Source organism: Nitratireductor sp. XY-223, assembly GCF_004959855.1.
GTDB lineage: Bacteria > Pseudomonadota > Alphaproteobacteria > Rhizobiales > Rhizobiaceae > Hoeflea_A.
The window spans coordinates 174887-189673 of record NZ_SPNT01000004.1 but is presented as its reverse complement, the minus strand read 5'-3'; the positions used below and the strand labels follow the sequence as shown (position 1 = coordinate 189673).

Sequence of the window (14787 nt, the reverse complement as noted above, 5' to 3'; positions counted from 1 at the left end):
CACCGACATTGACCGCGCGTGCGTGGCGGATTTATCTGCCACGCACGGGTGAATTCCTTGGAGAACACCATGATCCGTGTCTTCAGACACTTGCTCTGCGCCGCATTCCTTGCCGCATCGGCCGGCGTTTCCCCGGCGGGATCGGCGGGCGATGACGACTATGAGTACGGCATCCTCGTGGACGATGCCGGCGTCGAGGAGACCTTCATCTACTGCACCGCCTGCCACTCAGAACGCATTGTCGCCCAACAGGGAATCACGCGAGACGGATGGGTCGAAATGCTCGAATGGATGGTGGATGAGCAGGAAATGGAGGAGATCGAGGAGCCGGACTACACGCTCGTCGTCGACTACCTTGCAAAGAACTACGGTGTCGACCGGCCCAATTTTCCCACAAATTGAACGCAGCCGTTAAGCCTGTGCGCAGGGCGGCGCGTTCAGGTAGCCGCTGGCCTCGGCCATCTGCATCTTCCCGCTCGGGTCGGCCGCGGCCCTGGTCAGCAGTTCGACATATTCGGCAATCGACTGGAAACGGCCCGCGTCCATCCCGCTGGCGATGATGCTGATGTCGGAACTCCCGGCGAGCCAGTGGCGGAAGTTGCTGCCCTCGGGGGGCGCCGGGTCGGCGGCGACCGGCTGCACCGACGCACCGTAACGGATGGTCAGCCGGCAGCCGCGCAGGCCACGATAGTGGAGAACCGCCTGAGCGGACTGCGTTCCGGGATCCAGGACCTGATGGTCGACCAGATAAAGCCGCCAGGCGGTCAAATCGGGTATCGGTATATCCGCGATCTGGCCGAATGAAACGAAAAGCGGCTGATCGCCCTGGTCGACGACATATTCCTGTCCGGAAAACCGGTCGTGCCAGGCGGCGATCGATTGCGGCTGGCCGGTGGTCTCGCTTGCCGGCCAGAAGACCACGGCCCCGGCAAGCAGAACGGCGGCGATCGAGGCCGCTATGGCCCAGCGGCCCGCGCCGGAATCGCCCTGGCTTCCAAGGGCGGGAAGCTGCGGGTTATCCGCGCCAAGTCCCCCCAGTTTCCGCTTGATCGAGACGATGTCGTCGTAAGCGGCGCGCAGCTTTGGCTGGCTGTCGATGCGCGCCTGCCATTCACGTGCCGTGTCCTCGTCAAGCTCGCCGTCGGCGAGCGCGTTGAGGATCTCGAAGTCTTTTTCCGACAATCTGCTCAATGCTCGTTCTTTCCGCGCCGTTTCAGCGGGCGCACGGGGGATTCGTGCAGTTTCCTGATCATTTCCGCCCTTGCCCGGCTGACCCTGCTCATGACCGTTCCATTTGCTATGCCGAGCGTTTCCGCCGCCTCGGCGTATTTGAAGCCCATCACATCGATCAAAAACAGGATTTCGCGATGCTCCGGCGATAGAAGTTCGAAAGCGTTGCGCACGATCAGCCGATCGACGGCGTCGAAATCGGCTCCGTCCGCTTCGCTGGATATACGTTCCTGGACCGCGGAATATTCCCGCCTGACTTTCTGTTTGCGCAAATTATCGATGTACAGATTGTGCAGCGTCCTGAACGCGTAGCGCTTTGCCATGACAGCGTCTTCCAGCAGTTTCGGCCGCTCCAGCATGCGCGCGAGGGTTTCCTGCACCAGGTCATCGGCGGCGTCGGGATCGCGTGTCACGGCCAGCGCATAGGCCTTCAACTCGCCGGCTAGCCGTGCGGTCGGGTCGCGCCGTCTGAAAAACCGCGAAATCACCTGCAACTCCCTCCCTGCCGGACGCACAAGCGTCCGTCGGGCCAGCATAGGCGAAACGGACGCTGAGGTTCAATGTCGCGATCGCATCGGATGACGGTTATCCGCGGGTGTGTTCATAAGGTCACCGCGGGATATTAATTTGCGGGGCGGAATTCGATACTCTGAGTGACAAATCGCGCGGGATGGACGCAAACATGGCAAAGCCGAAGGGAGTTCTGGTCGATCTGGGCGGTGTTGTCTATCAGGGCGGCGCCGTCCTTCCGGGTTCGGGCGAAGCGATATTGCGTTTGAAACGGGCGGGGATACCGACACGGTTTCTGACCAACACCACGAGCCAGCCGCTGGGTGCCATCCGCGCCAAGCTGGAAGGGCTGGGCATTCCCGTCGAACCCCATGAAATATTCACGCCTTCCCAGGCGGCCCGCTCGCATATCGTTCGCGAGGGGCTCGATCCACACTTTCTGGTCCGGCCATCGCTGATGCAGGATTTCAGCGACTTGCCGGCCGGAAGCCGGCCGGCAGTTATCGTGGCCGATGCCCGCGAGGGGTTTTCCTATGACAGCCTCAACGAGGCTTTCCGCCGCATCATGGCCGGTGCCGCGTTCATCGCGCTCGCCGGCAACCGTTATTTCCGCGACGATGACGGAAATCTCAGCCTCGATGTCGGCGCCTTCGTCGCCGCGCTGGAATTTGCATCGGGACGGGAGGCGACGGTGCTGGGAAAGCCGTCCCCGGATTTCTTTCACCTTGCCGTTGACGACATGAAACTGGAACCGAAGGATGTCGTCATGATCGGCGACGACGCGGAGTTCGATGTGGCGGCGGCAATCAAGTCCGGCCTTTCGGGCTACCTGGTCCGCACGGGAAAGTGGCAACCGGGCTGCTCCGAGGGACTTGATGTCCAGCCGACGGCGGAATTCGATGATCTTCTGCAAGCCGCAGAGTCGTTGACCGGTTCCTAGCGCGGACTTTGGCTGAACAACGTCATGTTTCTGTCAGCGCCTTCTTGAGGAACCAGCGCCGGTGGGTTTCCGGGTGCTGGCCGTGCGCGTTGGCCAAAGAGCCGAATTCGGTGTAGCCCAGCTTCTCGTAAAACGTCCTGGCATCCGGGTTGGACGTGTCCAGCCAGGCGCCGTGGCAGCCGAGGTCCAGCGCCTTTTCCTCGGCTTTGCGCATCAGCGCGTGTGCAATTCCGCGGCGGCGGAATTCATCCGCGACCCAAAGGGTCTTGACGGCGGCCCAGCCATAGGATGTTTCAACGGTCGCGCCGGCGACAAGCCGGCCGTCGCCCGTCCGGGCGCAAAGCACGAAGCGCGCATTGGCGGATTGCGGCTGCGCTCCCCGCAAGGCGGCAAGCAGCGCGGTTTCGATCTGCCTTGCGTCTTCCTCGTCTCCGATTTGAATTTCGATGTTTTCGGCCATGGTCGACACCGTGGTGTTTCGGGACAATCGGCGGCGGCCGGTTGCCGGACGCCGCCAAGCGGCCGTACGGGCTAGTAACCCGCGCGCAGCTCGTAGCCGGCCGTTCTCAGTCTCTCATAGGCCGCTTTTTCTTCGCCGCTGAGCCCGCCGTTCAGGAGATTGTCCTGTTCGAACGGATCGCTTGCCAGGTCGTAGAACGCATCGCCCTGTTCATCGAGATGGAGGTATTTCCAGCGGTCGTCGCGGATCGCCCATCCGTTGCGGCTCGGCCTTTTGTTCCGCCTGGCGCCGGGCATCTCGCCGAACAATTCCGTGTAAACGTACCGCCGCCCGCCGGCGCCGCTTTCGGTCAGAAGCGGCGCGAAGCTGATGCTGTCCTCGGGGCTGTCGGGCGCGGCAGGCACATCGATGCCGGCGAGCTGCGCGATGGTCGCGAAAAGATCGGTCGAGTTGACCAGCGCCGCCTCCCGTTTGCCCTGTCGCGTCACGCCCTTGCCGGCGACGATCAGCGGCACGTGCGTCCCGCCTTCGTAGAGGCTGGCCTTGGCGCGCCGGCGTTCGAAAGGGGGCTGGACGGTGCGGTTCGGCGTGCCGTTATCGCCGATAAAGAAGACGACCGTGTCGTCGCGCACAGCATTTGGCAGGCTATCGAGCAGCCGGCCCATTTCCGAATCCATCGCTTCCAGCGCCGCGAAATAGTAGTCCAGCGCGCGGGCCTGGATATCCTGTTCCTGGCCCGTCAGCCCGGCCACCGTGTGCAGTTCCTGCGGCGGGACGTGAAGCGGCAGATGCGGCGCCACATAGGCAAGCCACAGGAACCACGGACGTCCCTCCTGGGCGGCGATCCAGGTGATGGCATCGTCCGTCATGGCCGTGGTGACATAGCTGTTGACCTGCTCGGTGCTGCCGTTCTCCGTGCGCGGCCAGTCGTAGTAGTCGTCCAGCGTTCCCTCGATCACCCCGGCATAGTAGCCGACACCGGCGCGCCTTGGATGGTCGCTTCCGCCGTTGGTATCGTTGGACAAGTGCCACTTGCCGACGACGCCGTGTGCATATGGATCGTCCGCATAGGCGTCGAGGAACTGGAACAGGGTGGTCTCGGACGGGCTGAGTGCATTGTCCGAGCGCCGCCCGACGGCCGAACCGACACCGGTGCGAAACCCGTATCGCCCGGTCATGATCGTCGCCCGCGTGGGCGAGCACATGGGCGCCGCGTAGAAATTGTCGAAAACCAGGCCCTCGCGGCACAGCCGCTCGAGATTGGGCATCGCCGGCTTCCAGGCGCCGACGTCATAGCAGGGGCTTGCATCCAGCCCCATGTCATCGGCAATGATCAGCAATATATTCGGTGCGCTGAGCGCCGGTCCGCGCAGGCCCGGCAGCACAATCATTGAAGCAAGCGCCATAAGCGCGAGCAGGGGCAGTCTTAGAACCATGCTATTCCTCCGCTGCAAAAGGCAGTTGGCGCTACCCCATTGAAACGGTTGTGGAAATTTCTCCCTATTTCACGTCCCACATGTGGATGTTGACCGCATTGACCCTTGTCCACTCGACCGCGAGGTCATCCGCCTGCAGATCGGTCACATGGCCGAGCATGCTGCGGTCATCGGCCAGGAAATGGATGTGGTAGGGAACCTCGAGCACCGTGTTGAGATAGCCGGGCGCTCGCAGGCCCACGATCGTCGCGGGTACATCGTTCGCGGTGTATTTTTGCGTTCCGATCGTTGCCGCCTTCTGGCTGTCCCCGGCATCGATCTGTGCAAGGATCTCGCCGTTGGGTACCGGGCCGGAAAGCTGGTACTCGACGAAATCCAGCGTTGCGGAAATGCGGAACAGATAGGCATAGGCTTCCGTGTCGACGAACTGCTCGTCCAGGATGGTCTGTAGCGCTTCCAGGTCGACGGTCGTTGAAACGGTGTATTTTTGATCCGGAACGAAAGTCGCGACTACTCCCGAAGGGGTGATTTCTTCCGTCAGCTTCCTCGGTGTCGGATCGGTCGGGTCCGCGACCCAGTACTCGCGGTTGATCCCGATGACCTCGCCGGCACCGTTTTCGAGCGTGCCGATGGCCGTGTTGCCGTAGGTTACCAGGTCCGCCCAGCGAAAATCGAGCCGTTCGCCCACAATGTCGAACATGAAAGGAAGCTCGGGGCCGAACACAAACAATGTCGTTCGCGGGCCGATGGACGAAACTTCCTGATCGTGGGCGGCCGCGTTGCCGAGCGCTGCCAGCATCAGGGCAGCACAGGTCGCTGCCCGGACCCGCATACGGATCGGACAAGACTGGCTGATCGGGATGATCATGGGACGCGGTTCTCCTGTTCTTCTCCATCATGCGCGCTTGCGTTGAGTCGGGCAAGCGCTGATTGGGCGGAGCGCCGCCCGTATCGCCGCACGCCCTTGAAAAGTCGCCGGGACGCTCGATATTGACAAGCTCCGCCGGGACCGGAAAAGTCGGTCGGAGGACGAACCGAGGGGAGGGCGCGTGGCGCAGCAGAGCCGGAAAATACTTGTCTTGTTTGCACATCCGGGCCAGCGCTACTCCCGGGCGAATATCGAACTGGCGAAGATCGCGCGGCAGACAAGGGGCGTGACGCTTGTCGATCTTTATGCCGAGTATCCGCGCTTCAAAATAGACGTGGAGACCGAACAGCAGCGTCTCCTCGATCACGATGTCATCGTGTTCCAGTTCCCGCTGTTCTGGTATTCGACGCCGGCCCTTCTCAAGGAGTGGCAGGACCTGGTGCTCGAATACGGCTTCGCCTATGGCGAGGGCGGCGTCATGATCGCCGGCAAGCTTTTCGTGCCGGTGGTCACCACCGGCGGCCCGGAAGAGTTCTATCAGGTCGGCGGGCGCAACAACTATCCGCTGCGGGACCTGCTGACGCCGATCGAGCAGACGGCCAATCTGTGCGGGCTGCGTTTCGTGCCGCCCTATACGCTCTACGCCGCGCTGAAGGCGGCGGGCGACGATGGGCTTGCCGAGCATATCGAGGGCTATGGCCGGTTTCTCAAAGCGCTGCGCGACGACCGCCTCGATCTCGATGCGGCGGCGGAACTGTCGGTGCTGACCGCGCACACACTGCCGATCGCCGAGGAGGCGCAGCCGTGACCGGTCTGCTTTTCCAGGCCTTCATCTATCTGTGCGCCGCCGTAATTGCGGTCCCGGTTGCGAAACGCATGGGGCTGGGCTCCGTGCTCGGCTACCTCATCGCCGGCATCGTCATCGGGCCGGTGCTCGGGCTCGTCGGGGATACCGAGAGCATCCAGCACATCGCCGAGTTCGGCGTCGTGATGATGTTGTTCCTCGTCGGGCTGGAGCTGGAGCCGCGAACGCTGTGGACCATGCGCAACCGTCTGCTCGGTCTCGGCGGCCTGCAGGTCGGCGTGACCACCGTCCTGGTGATGGCGGCGGGCATGGCGCTGGGTCTCGGCTGGAGCGTCGCCCTGGCGATCGGACTGGTGTTCTCGCTGTCGTCGACGGCGATCGTGTTGCAGACGCTCAACGAGAAGGGCCTGATGAAGAGCGACGGCGGCCAGTCGAGTTTTTCCGTGCTGCTGTTTCAGGATATCGCCGTCATTCCGATGCTGGCGCTGATTCCGCTTCTTGCCCTGCCTGAACTCGTCCACCACGGGGCCGAGGCCCACGCGGAAGGCGGGCACGGCGCCGAACTCAGCCTGATCGAGGGCCTTTCCGGCTGGCAGGTCGCCATCGTCAATATCGCCGCGATTGCCGCCGTCGTGGCAGGCGGCCACTACCTGTCGCGGCCGTTGTTCCGGTTCATCGCATCGGCAAAGCTGCGCGAGATATTCACCGCGGCGGCGCTGCTTCTCGTCGTTGCCATTGCCTTCCTTATGACGCTCGTCGGGCTGTCGCCGGCGCTCGGCACGTTCCTGGCGGGTGTGGTGCTCGCCAACAGCGAATTCCGGCACGAGCTGGAAAGCGATATCGAGCCGTTCAAGGGACTGCTGCTCGGCCTGTTCTTCATCACCGTCGGCGCCGGCATCAACTTCGTGCTGTTGTTCGACAACGCGCTGCTCGTCATCGGCCTCACCATCGGCCTGATGGCGCTGAAGGCCGCTGTCCTTCTGGCGCTGTCCTTCATCTTCCGGCTGCGCGGCGCCGATCAGTGGCTCTTCACCCTGTCGCTCGCCCAGGCCGGCGAATTCGGTTTCGTGCTGCTCTCGTTTTCGGTGCAGAACGCGGTGATACCGACGGACCTCGCCGACCTGCTGCTGCTGGTCGTTGCGCTGTCGATGCTTCTGACACCGGCCCTTTTCATCGTCTTCGACCGGGTGGTTCTGCCGCGCCTCGACGAGGAGCAGGGCAGGGCGGCGGACGAGATCGACGAGAAGGGTGCCGCGATCATCTGCGGCATCGGCCGTTTCGGCCAGGTGATCAACCGGGTGCTCAAGGGCAACGGCTACAAGACGGTGGTGCTCGATCTCAGCGCCGACATGGTCGACGGGTTCAACCGCTACGGCATACGCACCTTCTACGGTGATGCCTCCCGCCCGGACCTGCTGCACGCGGCGGGTCTTGAAGAGGCGGGCCTGCTGGTCGTCGCCATCGACGACATGGACCGGGCCGTCGAGATCGTCAAACATGCGCGGCGCGAAAAGCCGGATCTGCACATCGTCGCGCGCGCCCGCAACCGCCACTATGTCTACGAGCTCTACAAGGCCGGCGCCGACGACATTGTGCGCGAGACCTTCGACAGCGCGGTTCGGGCCGCGCGATACGCGCTGGAGGCCTTCGGCGTGCACCCGCACGAGGTCGAGAAGCTGATTACCGTCTTCGTGGAGCGCGACCGGGACGGGATCCGGCGCCTGGCGCAGCTCTACGACCCGGAGATTCCGCCCTTCGAGAACGAGCCCTACATGAAGATGGCGCGCGAGATCGAGAAAGAGACGGAGGAGGCGCTTTCCGACAACCCTTCCGTCCACGACCGGGTCAAGCGCGCCTGGTTGCCGCCGGGAAGCAAGGCGGAATAGCAAAAGTCTTTGTAAACCATCGGCTTTGCGAAATTGTCGCAAGCCATTGAATTTGCCACATCCTCATCATATTTGCGCGTTCTAAGCGCAATTCTCATCGGCACGTCCGGCATGGCGCCGGGCGCGGACCGAATTCCAGGAGCATCAAAAATGAAAAAACTGACTTTGGCTCTGCTGTTCGCCGCAGCAGTCGGCGCCACACCGGCAACGGCATCGGACCTGATCAAGATTGGACAGCTCGGCTGTTCCGTCGCCGATGTCGGCAATCACATCCTCGTCTCATATAAGACGCTGGGCTGCGAATACACCTCGATCGACGGCTCGACCGAACGCTATGACGGATCCGTCGAGAAGTTCGGCCTTGACCTCGGCAAGGCGGATCGCACCGACCTCATCTGGTGGGTCTTCGCACCGACCAGGAGCGTGCCCAATGGCGCCCTCAACGGCACCTATGTCGGCGCGTCCGCAGAGGCGACCGTCGGCGTCGGCGCCGGTGCAAATGTGCTGGTTGGCGGCTTCGAGAACTCGATCTCCCTGCAGCCGGTCAACATTCAGCTCCAGACCGGCCTGAACATCGCCGCTGGCGTATCGCGTTTCACGCTCCAGGCGGCGAACTAGCCGCCGCCTTCCGTCGGAGAACCGCGATCAGTTCTGCGGTTTTCCGGCGACGATCCGGTCAAGGATCAAAGCGCAGAACAGGATGGCGAGGCCTGCGAGTATGCCCTGTCCCTCAGAGGCAAACTGCAGCGCTTCGAGAACATCCTCGCCAAGGCCCTTCGCGCCGATCAGCGATGCCACCACGACCATTGCCAGCGACATTAGGATCGTCTGGTTGACGCCCGCCATGATCGTCCTGGCGGCAAGCGGCAGATCGACCTTGAAAAGCAGATAGGCGGGCGTTGCCCCGAAAGCCAGCGCCGCCTCGCGGACGGTGCCCGGCACCTGCTGCAGGCCGAGCACGGTCAGGCGGATAACGGGTGGCGATCCGAAGATCAGGGTCGCGACGATCGCCGCCGGCTTGCCGGCGCCGAAGAAGGCGATCACCGGTATGAGGTAGACGAAGGACGGCATGGATTGCATGAAGTCCAGGATCGGCCGGATGATGGCGAACAGCCTCGGACGGCGGGCGCACAATATGCCGAGCGGTATGCCCAGCGTGATCGACACCATGGCGGCCGCGCCGAGCAGCGAGATGGTCGTCATCGCCTTTTCCCAGAAGCCGAGGATGCCGAGATAGGCCAGCGCCGCGATGGTGAATATGGCGACGCGGCTGCCGCCGGTCAGCCATGCGAGCATGCCGACGAAGATGATGATGACCGGCCAGGGCGTGCCGACGAAGACGATCTCCAGCCCGTCGAGCAGGGAACGCACGCCGAGCGTGATCGCATTGAAGAATTCGGCGCCGCTGCTCTTGGCCCACTCGAAGCCGTCCTTGATCCAGTCGGCGGTCGCGATCCTGAAATTCTTATCGGTGGGAAAATCGAGCAGCATCGGCACGATGTCGGGGCGCGCGAAGCGCAGGGACGAAAGCCCGGCGGCGCAGACAAAGACCACGGTCGCCGCAATGACGCGCCCGGTTGAAAGTCCGCTCGCCAGCGACTGGTCGGACCGCCAACGCGTGAAACGCGTCTCCAGCGCCCAGTTGGCAATCACCGCTGCGCTCAGCTTGGCCGCGGCCAGGATGGCGAGGCCGAACAGGACGAGGGCCAGGGCGTCACCCGATGCCGCCTGCGCGGCGGAAAGGGAATCATCGAGCGCCCGCTGAAGCGACTGAGCTGCGCGTTCCAGTGCCTCAAGGCTGCTGTCGCCCGATTGCCTGGCTGCCTCGATCTGCTCCAGCCTTGTCGCCAGTGTCCGGCGTATGGCCTCGGCGCGCTCGAGCTGATCCTGGCCGAGATTGCCCAGCCAGCCCCGGAAGATCTGGATATAGGCGAAGGTCTCGGCGAGCAGGAACACCAGGAACCAGGACCAAAGGCCCCGGGCGCCGAACCACACCGGGCTTGCGAGCCCCGCCATGGGATTGAAACTCGCCCGGAATCCCGGCGCCTCGCTGAGATAGGCAAACTGGCGGCTGTAATAGCCCGAATTGCTGCCGGCGAATGTGGCGACGAGGTTCTCAAGGCTGCTGTCGCTGCTGTCACGCGGGCTCATGGGATGCTGCCTCCTGTTTGCGATTGCCCTGGATGGCGCGCATCAGCCGGGTACGGTCGACGACACCGACTGCATTGCCGTCGTCGTCGTCGATCAGGATGGGGCCGTCCGTCTCGACCGCGACGTTGATCAACGTGTTCAGATCGCTGTTGTGATGCGCCCTGGCGGCATTCGCGGCGATGGTGCCGTTCTCGCTGCTGTAACGCTCCACGGGTTCCATGATGGAGTGGGCGTAGACGAGATCGAGCTTGGAGATCCCGGCCACGAAATCCGACACGTAATCGTCGGCCGGGTTCATCACGATCTCTTCGGGCGTTCCGGTCTGCACGATCCGGCCATCCTTCATGATCGCAATGCGGTTTCCGATGCGAATGGCCTCGTCGAGATCGTGGGTGATGAATATGGTGGTCTTTTTGAGCCGGTCGGAAAGATCCATGAACTGATCCTGCAACTGTCGGCGGATAAGCGGATCGAGCGCCGAGAACGGCTCGTCCATCAAGAGGATGGCGGGGTTGGAGGCGAGGGCCCTGGCAAGCCCCACCCTTTGCTGCATGCCGCCCGACAGTTCGTGCGCGTACTTGTCCTCCCAGCCGGTCAGGTTCACCATGTCGAGAACGCGGTCCGCCTCGGTCCAGCGCTGGCGCTTCGACGAGCCGCGGATTTCCAGCGGCATCGCCACATTGTCGCGCACGGTCCGGTGCGGCATCAGTCCGAAATTCTGAAACACCATGGCAACCTTGTGATTGCGAAGCTCCCGCAACTGCGCTTCGTTGAGCTTCATGACATCGTTGCCCTCGATGAGGATCTCGCCGGCGGTCGGCTCCAGCAGCCGGTTGATGTGCCGCACCAGCGTCGATTTTCCGGAACCGGACAATCCCATGATGCAGAAGATCTCGCCTTCCGCGATCGAGAAACTGGCATCCGCGACGCCGACGACGCAGCCGAACTGTTCCAGCACTTCGGCCTTCGAAAGTCCGTCGGCAAGGATTGCCGCGTGGGCTTCCGCGGCTCTGTCGCCGAAGATTTTCCAGACGTTTCGCGCGATGATCGGATGGTCTTCCGGGGTGGTCTCCATGGGATCGGTTCCGTTCATTGGTCTGCCCGCCGCCGGGGGCGGCGGGCCGGATTCGGCCGGCTATTTGATGCCAAGCCAGGTATCGACGGTCTTGCCGTTTTCAGCTACCCAGGCCTTCACGACGTCCTCCGGTTCCTTGCCGTTGACAACGACCTCAAAGGTCCAGGCGGACACATCGTCGGAGTTGAGCGCCATGTTTGCAAGCAGCTTGGCGGCATCGGGCGCGCGTTCCTCGAGCGACTTGGAGTGGGCGATCCGCACGGATTTTACGGAATCGCCCGTCGTGATCTTCGACTTGTCGTACCAGTCGGCATCGGCATCAGGCTGCACGATCGTGTAGTTTTCCGGATCGTGCGGCGGCTCGTCCAGCATGGTCACGTCATAGAGCGCGTGCACATAGTGGGGCTTGTAGCAATAAAATACCGCGCCCTTTTTCTGCGAGACGATGGCCTTCAGCTTCGCGTAGAAAACGGTTTCGTCTTCGGTTCCCGGCTCCAGGAAGGTCTCGATGCCATAGTCGCGCGCCTTGACCTTGTGCACGTTGGTCGATGCCCAGCCGGATGCGCCGACCCAGATTTCGCCCTTGCCGTCGCCGTCGGAATCGAACAGCGCCTGCGCCTCGGGCGTCGCCAGGTCATAGACCGACTTCACATTGTGCTCGTCGGCGACGTAGCTCGGAACGCAGAAGCCGGAACGGCCTTCATAGGCCCCAGAGGACAGGCCGACGGTACCCTTGTCGTCGACATATTCGTCCGTCAGGCTCTTCTGGTTCGGAAGCCAGACATCGGGATGAACGTCGATGTCCCCGCGGCCGCCGTCCATTGCCGCGAAGATGACCGGGTTGGTTCCCGGCACGAGTTCGGCCTCGCCGCCGAGTTTTTCCTCGATCACCACCTTGATCAGGTTGGCGATGATCTTGGCGCCCGGCCAGCTCGGCTCGCCGATCATCACGGTATCGGCGGCCTGCGCGCTCAGGCTTGTCGAGGCGGCGAACAATGCCGCAAGCATCAGTTTCTTCATTTCCGTGTTCCCTTCTTTTTCATCACACGTTTCTGGTTGATTTTCTCAGGCTCTGGCCCTTTCCCGTTTGGGGTCGATGAACGGAATACTGGTGATCGTGGCCTGCAAGCGTTTGCTGTGCCTGTCCAGTTGTCCGATTTCGATCGTGCTGCCCTCCTGTGCGTGCTCGACGGCGACACGCGCCATGGCGATCGGCCGGCCAAGCATCGGCGAACGCGTGGCGCTGGTCACCGTGCCGACTTCCCGTCTGCCGACGATGACCGGATCGCCATGGTTCGGCACCTCGTTGCCCTCAAAAAGAAGCCCGACCAGCGCGCGGCGCGGCGCCGCCCTGTTGCGCAGCAGAGCATCGCGACCGATGAATGCGTCCTTCTTGAGGTCGACCGCGAAACCCAGTCCGGCTTCGAACGCGTCCGTTCCCGGTGAGAATTCCGCTCCCGCCACCATCAGACCCGCCTCGATGCGAATGGTTTCGAGCGCGTCCAGACCCATGGGCGTGATGCCGATGTCCGAACCGGCCTCCATCAGCGCGTCCCAGATGCCGACGGCCGCGTCCTGCGCGCAGAAGATCTCGTATCCGAGTTCCCCGGTAAAACCTGTTCGCGACAGCATGAAAGCCGGGCCGTTTCTGTCGTGCAGCCTGGCGACCGTGACGCCGAACCATTTGATGGCCTCGAGCGCCGGCTGGTGGGGTTGGATGAAAACCAGGCGCTCCAGCAATTTGCGGCTGTTCGGGCCCTGCAGCGCCAGGCTTGGCATCGCCGGGCCATAGGCCTTGATCCAGACCTTCATGCCGTCCTCTTGCGCGGCCTCGCGGAAATGGCGGGCGCTCTCCTCCGATCCGCAGCACCAGCGGAAGAGATCCGGCCCGAGCCGGAAGAGCGTTCCGTCGTCGAGCACGCTGCCGTCCTCCGCGGCCGCGAGCGCGTAAACGCCTCTGTTGACCGAGAGCCGCGAGACGTCCCGGGTCAAGCATTTCTGCAAGAGCCTCTCGGCGTCCGGGCCGAGAACGTCGAACTTCAGCAGCGATGACGTGTCCTGGATGGTGACGGCCTTGCGACAGGCCCAGTACTCGTCGATGGCGCGGGTCGCCTCGTAACTGCTCGGCAGCCACAGGTCCCTGGCGACCTGGAACGATCGCGTCAGCGCACTCGTGCGAGTGTTGAATGCGCTCTCTTGGGTCATGGAAACCTCGCTGTCATTGAAGGGCCGATACGCAACGGCCCGCTGGATCGGTGTATCCGGCTTGTAAATGCGCACGTGGATGTCCGTCGGGTTCCATCCGTTGATCGGATCTATGTCGTCCGGGCATGCCGTCGACACGCACACCAGGTCGGTCAGGGCGCGCATGATAACGTGATCGCCCGGGCGGGAGCAGGCCTCGTCGACCCGCAGACGGTTGTCGGTCGGCTGGATGCTGGAATTGAAGAAGAAATTGATCGCCGGCCAGGCGCTGCGCATTGCAATGCCGAACGGCTCATACGCTGCGGAGATGTTGTCCGAACAATTGAGGTGCCCGGGAAACCCGCGCTCCTCGTAGCCGCGCGCCGTGCAGGCCAGTGCAAACGTGTCGTGACGTCCGACACTGTCCTGGGTCACGTTAAGGAGCGGCTGCATGTCCTGGTCGAAGAATTTGTCGAACAGGCCCGGTGCCGGATAGGCGCCGCCCGCGAAGGTGCGGGTGACCGTCGAGTCGATGTGGCGCTCGATGCCCCGGTGGAGCGCGTCGGCGCGCATGGCCATGAAATCGGAACATTGACGACCCTCGATATCGATGATCTGGACGAAATCGCCCTTGCGCAGTTCATAGGCGCGCGCGGTGCCGCTATCGACGGTGAATTCGTCGCGCACGTCTCCCACCGGATCGGGAAGAAAGCTGTTTGACGCGGCGCGCGCGACTTCGATGGAAAACGTTCCGCCGCCGCCCGTTGATATCATTGCGCCGTCGGCCGGCAAGGCCAGCCAGAGCGTGCAATCTGTCCGCGATCTGAAAGTAAAGCGCTCGGCGGCTGGCGTTCCCGCGCCGAACAAGCGGGCGAAGCACACCGTCGAAAAGTCCGCACCACGTGCTCCGAGCCAGCCGTCGAGCGCCGTCCGGTCAAGCGTACCGAAGTCCTCAACCGGGGTTTCGTGTTGTTTCAAATTCAGTTGCTGCAGAGCATCCGAGCCGGATTCATCGAACGCGGCCAACAGGATCGAAACGCCGCCGTCGACGCAGGTGATGGTAACCAGGTCGCCGTCGCAAAGTGCCACTCTGCCGGTTTCGCCGTAGCGTATTTCACGGCTTTCAGTCTGGCTCCGGTCCGCAAAGCCGACATAACGAATGCCTGGGCTGATCAGTCCGCCGGATTCGGGAGCAAATAGTTGCAACGCCCTGTCCTCGGTGTTATCCAGTTCAATGTAACC

At 62.9% G+C, this 14787-nt stretch carries 14 protein-coding genes; 5 read left to right on the top strand and 9 right to left on the bottom strand.

The window, feature by feature from the left end; translation table 11 throughout:
* Positions 1 to 69 precede the first annotated feature (69 nt).
* Positions 70 to 402, top strand: coding sequence for a hypothetical protein (locus tag E4M07_RS29340; RefSeq protein ID WP_206057287.1), 333 nt, complete (start codon positions 70 to 72; stop codon positions 400 to 402).
* A 9-nt stretch (positions 403 to 411) separates the two neighbouring features.
* Here the strand turns inward: E4M07_RS29340 and E4M07_RS16100 are convergent, their stop codons facing one another.
* Positions 412 to 1191 (bottom strand): hypothetical protein, encoded by a 780-nt coding sequence (locus E4M07_RS16100; RefSeq protein WP_136659399.1) that lies wholly within the window; start codon positions 1189 to 1191, stop codon positions 412 to 414.
* A complete protein-coding gene (locus tag E4M07_RS16095) occupies positions 1188 to 1718 on the bottom strand; it encodes an RNA polymerase sigma factor (protein ID WP_206057286.1) in 531 nt (176 codons plus the stop codon). Before E4M07_RS16095 ends, E4M07_RS16100 begins: the two co-directional genes overlap by 4 nt.
* 194 nt (positions 1719 to 1912) lie before the next feature.
* On the opposite strand from E4M07_RS16095, the gene E4M07_RS16090 reads away from it, so the two are divergent.
* A complete protein-coding gene (locus tag E4M07_RS16090; protein ID WP_136659397.1) occupies positions 1913 to 2680 on the top strand; it encodes a TIGR01458 family HAD-type hydrolase in 768 nt (255 codons plus the stop codon).
* 22 nt (positions 2681 to 2702) lie between these two features.
* On the opposite strand, the gene E4M07_RS16085 is transcribed toward E4M07_RS16090, so the two are convergent.
* The 3 genes from E4M07_RS16085 to E4M07_RS16075 all read right to left on the bottom strand — a co-directional run bounded on the left by E4M07_RS16085 (position 2703) and on the right by E4M07_RS16075 (position 5444).
* Positions 2703 to 3140: a GNAT family N-acetyltransferase gene (locus E4M07_RS16085; protein WP_136659396.1), complete on the bottom strand. Its 438-nt coding sequence runs from the start codon at positions 3138 to 3140 to the stop codon at positions 2703 to 2705.
* 71 nt (positions 3141 to 3211) lie between these two features.
* Positions 3212 to 4576 carry a sulfatase-like hydrolase/transferase gene (locus E4M07_RS16080; protein ID WP_136659395.1) on the bottom strand — a complete coding sequence of 455 codons (1365 nt, stop codon included), beginning with the start codon at positions 4574 to 4576 and terminating at the stop codon, positions 3212 to 3214.
* A 64-nt stretch (positions 4577 to 4640) separates the two neighbouring features.
* Positions 4641 to 5444, bottom strand: coding sequence for an acetolactate decarboxylase (locus E4M07_RS16075; protein ID WP_136659394.1), 804 nt, complete (start codon positions 5442 to 5444; stop codon positions 4641 to 4643).
* A 211-nt stretch (positions 5445 to 5655) separates the two neighbouring features.
* Between E4M07_RS16075 and E4M07_RS16070 the strand changes: the two genes are divergently transcribed.
* The 3 genes from E4M07_RS16070 to E4M07_RS16060 all read left to right on the top strand — a co-directional run bounded on the left by E4M07_RS16070 (position 5656) and on the right by E4M07_RS16060 (position 8753).
* The gene (locus E4M07_RS16070; protein ID WP_246660475.1) at positions 5656 to 6252 is read left to right on the top strand and encodes an NAD(P)H-dependent oxidoreductase; all 597 of its coding nucleotides are present in this window, start codon (positions 5656 to 5658) and stop codon (positions 6250 to 6252) included.
* Positions 6249 to 8135, top strand: a complete 1887-nt coding sequence (locus E4M07_RS16065) for a monovalent cation:proton antiporter-2 (CPA2) family protein (RefSeq protein ID WP_136659392.1) — start codon at positions 6249 to 6251, stop codon at positions 8133 to 8135. The genes E4M07_RS16070 and E4M07_RS16065 overlap by 4 nt, the downstream gene beginning before the upstream one ends.
* 150 nt (positions 8136 to 8285) lie before the next feature.
* Positions 8286 to 8753: a DUF992 domain-containing protein gene (locus tag E4M07_RS16060; protein ID WP_136659391.1), complete on the top strand. Its 468-nt coding sequence runs from the start codon at positions 8286 to 8288 to the stop codon at positions 8751 to 8753.
* 27 nt (positions 8754 to 8780) lie between these two features.
* Here E4M07_RS16060 and E4M07_RS16055 read toward each other — a convergent pair whose 3' ends face one another.
* From E4M07_RS16055 to E4M07_RS16040, 4 genes are read right to left on the bottom strand one after another with little or no spacing between them, the layout of a single operon-like run.
* Entirely contained in the window at positions 8781 to 10286 is a 1506-nt protein-coding gene (locus E4M07_RS16055; protein WP_136659390.1) for an ABC transporter permease subunit, read from the bottom strand.
* On the bottom strand, positions 10273 to 11379 hold the full coding sequence (locus E4M07_RS16050) for a glycine betaine/L-proline ABC transporter ATP-binding protein (RefSeq protein ID WP_246660474.1): 1107 nt from the start codon (positions 11377 to 11379) through the stop codon (positions 10273 to 10275). Before E4M07_RS16050 ends, E4M07_RS16055 begins: the two co-directional genes overlap by 14 nt.
* Before the next feature lie 42 nt (positions 11380 to 11421).
* Positions 11422 to 12381: a glycine betaine ABC transporter substrate-binding protein gene (locus tag E4M07_RS16045; RefSeq protein WP_136659389.1), complete on the bottom strand. Its 960-nt coding sequence runs from the start codon at positions 12379 to 12381 to the stop codon at positions 11422 to 11424.
* Positions 12382 to 12426: 45 nt separating this feature from the next.
* Positions 12427 to 14751, bottom strand: coding sequence for an aminomethyltransferase family protein (locus E4M07_RS16040; protein ID WP_206057285.1), 2325 nt, complete (start codon positions 14749 to 14751; stop codon positions 12427 to 12429).
* Positions 14752 to 14787 lie beyond the last annotated feature (36 nt).